5 protein-coding genes are annotated in these 6,121 nt (G+C 66.6%); 4 read left to right on the top strand and 1 reads right to left on the bottom strand.

The annotated features are described in order from the left end of the window. From ACXJKH_RS12645 to ACXJKH_RS12635, 3 genes are all read left to right on the top strand, one after another. The coding region (locus ACXJKH_RS12645) for an FAD-dependent monooxygenase (protein ID WP_457319708.1) at positions 1 to 1,314 on the top strand (1,314 nt) is incomplete at its 5' end. Between the two features lie 306 nt (positions 1,315 to 1,620). Further along, a complete protein-coding gene (locus ACXJKH_RS12640; protein WP_256774238.1) occupies positions 1,621 to 1,926 on the top strand; it encodes a hypothetical protein in 306 nt (101 codons plus the stop codon). Between the two features lies 1 nt (position 1,927). Continuing rightward, positions 1,928 to 2,437, top strand: coding sequence for a lysozyme inhibitor LprI family protein (locus ACXJKH_RS12635; protein ID WP_457319705.1), 510 nt, complete (start codon positions 1,928 to 1,930; stop codon positions 2,435 to 2,437). Positions 2,438 to 2,441: 4 nt separating this feature from the next. Here the strand turns inward: ACXJKH_RS12635 and ACXJKH_RS12630 are convergent, their stop codons facing one another. After that, positions 2,442 to 4,433, bottom strand: coding sequence for a PEP/pyruvate-binding domain-containing protein (locus ACXJKH_RS12630; RefSeq protein ID WP_457319703.1), 1,992 nt, complete (start codon positions 4,431 to 4,433; stop codon positions 2,442 to 2,444). A 219-nt stretch (positions 4,434 to 4,652) separates the two neighbouring features. Between ACXJKH_RS12630 and ACXJKH_RS12625 the strand changes: the two genes are divergently transcribed. Beyond that, positions 4,653 to 5,912, top strand: a complete 1,260-nt coding sequence (locus tag ACXJKH_RS12625; RefSeq protein WP_457319701.1) for an acetamidase/formamidase family protein — start codon at positions 4,653 to 4,655, stop codon at positions 5,910 to 5,912. Positions 5,913 to 6,121: the final 209 nt, after the last annotated feature.

Raw genomic sequence — 6,121 nt, 5'->3', positions numbered from 1 at the left:
GACATGGGCATCATCGACCGGCTGTTCGCCGCAGGCGGGCCCTACCCCGTGTCGCGCAGCCACCATGCCGATGGCAGCAGCACCGATGCCCTCGTGCTGGAGGCGTCGCCGGCAACCCCGGCCGAGCCTTATCGGCAGCCGCTGATGGTGCCGCAGTTCCTGACCGAAGCGGTGATGCGCGACCGCTTGGCAGAACTGGGGCATCACGTCGAATTTGGCCACGCGGTAGTGGGATTCGAGCAGGACGGTGATGGCGTCAGCGTCCACCTTGCTACGCCGTCGGGCGAGCAGACCGTGCGCGCCCGGTATCTGATCGGTGCCGACGGCGGACGCAGCTTCGTACGCCAGGCGTTGGATATTGGATTCCCCGGCAAGACCCTCGGGGTGCGCGCGGTGGTGGCCGACATCGTGCTGCAGGGGCTGCCGCGCGATGCGTGGCACACGTTCAACGAGGACGACATGGCGCGCCGCATTTCGTTGTGTCCGCTGATGGGAACCGCCCTGTTCCAACTGCAGGCGCCGGTGCCGCTCGACGGTGAGGTGGATCTGTCGGTGAACGGRCTGGCGGCGATGGTGCGCGAGCGGACCGGTCGCACCGACCTCGTCGTTGAAGACGTCTCGTGGGCGTCGGCCTACCGGATGCACGCGCGGCTTGCCGAACGCTACCGCATCGGCCGCGTGTTCCTGGTCGGCGACGCTGCCCATACGCACCCTCCGACCGGCGGCCAAGGCCTCAATACCAGCGCGCAGGATGCGTACAACCTTGGCTGGAAGCTGGCATCGGTGCTGCAGGGCGCGCCGGCGGCGTTGCTGGACACCTACGAGGAAGAACGTCGCCCCATTGCAGCGTCCATGCTGGGTTTGGCCACCCGCCTGCTGGATGACGCCCAGCGCGGCGACAACCGGCGCGGGCGCGAGGTGCAGCAGCTGGACCTCGGGTATCGGCCGTCGTCTCTATCGCTCGCGGGCGCGTTTCGCACGGGATGCATCACGCCAGGCGACCGCGCCCCGGATGCGCCGTTGCTGGGTGCTGGTGGCCAGCCCGTGCGGCTGTTCGAGGTGTTGCGCGGCACGCACTGGACGCTGCTGGGCTACGCGAGCGATCGCGCCATCGCACCAGTGCGTAGCGGCTTGCAGGTGCACGTCTTCGGCCCGRCGGGCGATCTGCGCGATACGGATCGACACGTTGAAGATGCCTACGGAATGGCGCCTGGCGAGTGGGTGCTGATCAGGCCCGATGGCTATGTGGCTGCGGTGGTCGATGCGAACAGTATCGACCGCCTTGCCAACCATCTTGACGCGTATTCGCCTTGACGTCCGCTATCGGCCACCTGCTACAGCGCCTCAGGCTGGGCACCGGTCGCCAGCACTGCAGTACGGCACCTCATCGTCATGCAGAATCTGGCTGGCGTAGACCATTGGCGTTTGGCGGCAACGGAACACGGACATCCTGATCTCCGTTGCGTGACACCCACGGTACGGCGCGCCGATGGCGATCAATAGCGGGTGTTGGTTGCTGAGCGCCTGGAGCACGTCCAGGGGCGATGGATGAGCCCCGTCCCCCTGCTCACGCGGCTTTAACCCGTCGCGCCCGTTAATGCCGCCGTGGCCAGCCCCGCCATGACCCAATCCACCGAGATCGCCATGGATACCAACGCACTCCGCGGTGTCGCGCTGCTTTGCAGCGCCGTGATGTTCACTGGATGCGGTACTGCCCAGATCAAGGGCTGGAGCAAGCCCGGCGCGAGCGAGTCGCAGAAGCAGCACGATCTGGCCGAGTGCGACTACGACGCCTCCAAGGCCACGACCGGCGATGGGCGAGCGCCCAAAAGCACGGGAGACGCGGTCGGAGACGGTGTCGTGCGCGGGATGGAGAAATCGGACCTGATCAAGAAATGCATGCGCATCCGAGGCTACAGCGGCTGAGATGTCCCTCTGTTCTATCTGGCCTGGAGCGACGCCAATGAAAGGTCCTGCGATGCTTTTCACTCTTGCGTTTTCCCTCTGCCTGGCGGCATCGGCGCACGCCCAGGGAAAAAGGCCCTCCACGCCAGCCGCACCCGCGCGCACCTCCGATGGCATGGCCTGCGACAGCCCCAATCAAGCCCAAGCCGGACTCAACCAATGCGCCAGCCTCACCGCGCACTCGGCCGATGCCGAACTCAACCGCGTTTACGCGAAGGTGTTGGCCGCCAATGCCCAGGACAAGGTGTTCCTGGACAAACTGAAGGCATCGCAGCGCGCCTGGATCGTCTTCCGTGATGCGCAGATCGCAGCGCGGTATCCGAGTCCGGCCGACTATGGCAGCGTGCTGCCGATGTGCCAGAGCGGCGAGTATGAGYAGCTCACGCGCGACCGGATCAAACAACTGCAGGCATGGATTACCGGTGTCGAAGAAGGCGACGTCTGTGCCGGCTCCTATCCGATGAGCCAGTAGCCCACTATCGCCCGCGTCCATCCACATAGGGCCGCGACTGCAGCATCAGCACCTCATCGCCGACCACGGCCCACTCGATGTCCTGGTCCACACCGCCCAGCGCCTGCTTGGTAGCGGCCCCGACGTTGGCCAACCGCACGATCAGCGCATCGGTCAGCACCTGGCGTGAGCCGGTAATGGGAACTTCGCGGACGCCGCCGCCCGCCTTGGCCACCAGCTGGGTATCTTCGGCCGACCGGCTCAGGACCTGCACCGCCTTGGACCAGTTCGAATACATCACTTGTTCGGCTTGGCGCTTGCCCTCCACCACGCGGATTCCCAGCCCGCGCTTGGCCGAAATGTAGGTGATGTGGCGGCGGGCGGCGTCGAAGGGATCGCGGGTGATCATCACTCCGGAACTGTCCGAAGGCGCAGCACGCTGAACCAGCACCGCCATGGCCACCGCGTCCTGTCGCAGCCCCGCCGCCGCGCGCGCTTCATAGGCCTCGAAGTTGTAKACCGATGCCCAGACCGTCTGCACCGCCTTGGCCAGGGCATCGGCACGCGTCACGTTGGGGACGGTGGTGTACAGGCCGGCGCCACTGAAGCCGGGCAGATCCTCGGAATTGGAAGAGCTGCGTACAAACACCGCGGCCCCCTTCAGTTGCCCCTGCCATTGCGCGTCCAGGGCGCGGACGAACGCCGGATCGGGCCTGGCATTGCTGATCTCCGCACGCAGCGCCGCCAGCGCATCGCGGCGGATGTCCGGGTCGGCACTGAAGCCCGGGCGACGCTGCAGCTGCTGTAGTCGCTCGGCCATCTGCAGCCGTTTCATCATCGCCTGATAGTGCGAGAACGGAATGCAGAAGCCATCGGGTACGCGCGCCGCCGGGGGCAGCGCCGTCTTCAGTGTGCCCAGGTTGGCAGCCTTCACCCCGCAGTGGCTGCTGTCACGCGCACGCAGCGACGCCAAGGGCTTGAGCGCGACCACGCTCAGGTCCGGGCGTGGCAGGTTGCGCGCCGCCGGGCGCGCCGCAGGGGCCGAGGGCGCCCTTGCCGGCCGCGTCAGTGGCGTTACCCGGTAGTCGTTGTTGCTGACCTCCAGCGCCACCCAGCGTCCGTCATATTGGCGCAGCGCCTGCTGCGCGTCGCGCACATATACGTTGGGGATGCCCCAGCCCTTGGCCAGCAGGTTGACGTGGGACAGCAGCGTGGACGGGCGCTGGGTCACCAGCCCTGCTACCGGCGTCAATGCGATGGGCACCTCGTCCAGTACCGGGATGTCCTGCGGCGCCAGCGTGCGCAGCTGCGCCTCCGTGCGCACGATCCGCAGCCGGCCCTCGGCGCGGCCGGTGTTCAACGGCAGGAAACGCTGCTCACGCAACAACGCTTCCTGGCTGACGTAGGCCAGCCCCATGCCGCTGGCCAGCTGCTCGTGCTGGGTGGAGTTGGTCTTGAAGCGGATGGGCTCGCCGAACGAGGCCCGCAGCACCGTGTCGGTCTGCCGCAGCAGGGACGCGGTGAGCCTGTCACCCTCCCAGAACTCGTAGGTGTAGCCCGGCAGGTCCTTCTGCCAGCTCAACGTGCCGAACAGAAAGCGTCGCTGCGGATCACGGTACTGCGCGTTGAGGGTTGCCTTGTCCAACGAACGCAGCAGTCCCTGGCGACGCACGAACTGCTCGTGCAGCGCGAAGCGGGGCGTATTGATGTAGTAGATGCGTGCCGCATTCTGCCGGTCGATCACGAAGATCAGATGCGGCATCTCCAGCGCCGTACCGGCGTTGTAGACACGGGCCAGCTGCATGAACTGCGCGCGGGTGTCGATGCGCGCGAGGGAGTCCGGCCCGGTCGTCGGCTGCACAGGCGCGCTATCGCTGCCCGGGCGGTATTCGTACGGCGAGGGTTTGCGGGCGGTCTGCGCCAAGGCCGGCACGGCGCAGCACAGCAGCAGCGTGAGCGTGGAGAGCAACGCCCACAGGTGCTGTCGCCAGGCAGGATGGGAACGGGCTCGATCCATGACGCCGCCGCGGGAATGAAGTGGGGCGATCATAAGCGACTCCACCGGGCAGCGCCGGGTTACCTTCGACACTGTGTCGCCGGTGGGCAAGCGCATAGGCTGCGGCATACGCCCTTGCGGGCCCTGCGGATGCCACACGCCGTGTTTACGCCCTCCAAGTTGCTTCCATTGTTGCTGGCTGTCCTGCCACTCAACGCACGTGCCGCCGAACAATGGATCGTGACAACCGACCTATGGGGCAACAACAATCATCAGACCCTGCAGCTGGACACCCGCGGCGAGCGCATCCAGGGCAGGCTGGATGCGGATCGGATCGAAGGCACGCGGGTCGGCGACACCCTGCAGTTCACGGCAACCGATAGCGACGGACAGGTGTATCACTTCACCGGCCGCATCGACGGCGAACGCATGCAGGGCCAGAGCGACCAACCCGACACCAACAACCGCGCCGTGCGTGCCACCCACGCCTTCAAGGCATGGCGCGTGCCAACGCCCGCCTCCACCACCCCGCAGTTGCATGTGTTCACGCCAACGGACTATTCCAATACCTTCAGCGCGGATCGCGCGCCGGTATTGGTGATCCAACCGGGCGATTCGGTGCAGACCCGTACGCTGGACTCCGGCGGCGTCGACGAGAACGGCGTTACCCGAGCGCTGTTCGGCAATCCGCAGGTGGGCCCGTTCTTCGTGGCCGGTGCAGAACCGGGCGACACCCTGGCGATCACGCTGACCTCGCTGAAGCTGAACCGCGATTACGCCGACAGCCTGGATGGTGTGGTGGGGCGGCTGAAGACCCCACGGGTCGCGGCCGAAAGCGCGTCCCTGGGCAAACCGGTGCGCTGGACGCTGGACCGCGCGAAGGGTATCGCCCGCCCGGACGGTGCCACCGGGGCACTGAAGCAATTCGAGATTCCGGTAAAGCCGATGCTGGGCGGGCTCGCCGTCGCCCCCGGCTTCGGCTACCCGGCATTTTCCACCGGCGATACCGGCGATTTCGGCGGCAACATGGACTTCAATACCGTCGTCGAAGGCAACACCGTCTACCTGCAGGTGCAGCAGCCCGGTGCATTGTTGTATCTGGGCGACGGGCACGCCTTGCAGGGCGATGGCGAAACCACGCAGTGGGCGTTGGAGACCTCGCTGGACGTGGTGGTAAAGGTGGCGCTGGTGAAGCAACAGTCGATCGCCACCCCGCGCGTCGAATCGCCCACCCAGGTCATGACGCTCGGCCAGGGCGGTTCCAGCGACGACGCGCTGCGGCTGGCGACGTCGGGCATGCTGCAGTGGCTGCGCCAGGCCTACGGGCTGAACCTGTCCGAGGCGACCCAGGTGCTGGGCGTGGCGGTGCAATATCACGTGGCCAACCTGGCCGGGCGCAGCGTTGGTGTTGCCGCCAAGGTGGACAAGGCAGTATTGCGGCGTCTGCCTGCCCCTGCGCCGGCCAAGCCCGCCGATGGGCAGGCACGCCGAAGCCACTGACAAGGGAATTGGCGATGTGTACACGTGCATTTGCTATCGTGCCCCACTCGCCAACTCTTCACCCCGGAATTCCATGCCGCGCACGTCCCCCGGTGCTCCAGCCGCCTCATCACTCCCTGTTGCCCTGGACGATCTGCTGGCGCGATCAAGCATGGACGATCCGGCGCTGCTGCGTGCCGCCACCCGGGAAGCCTACGACCGCGTGACGC

This window comes from Stenotrophomonas sp. P5_B8 (assembly GCF_054049855.1).
This window is presented reverse-complemented; position numbering and strand designations above follow the sequence as displayed.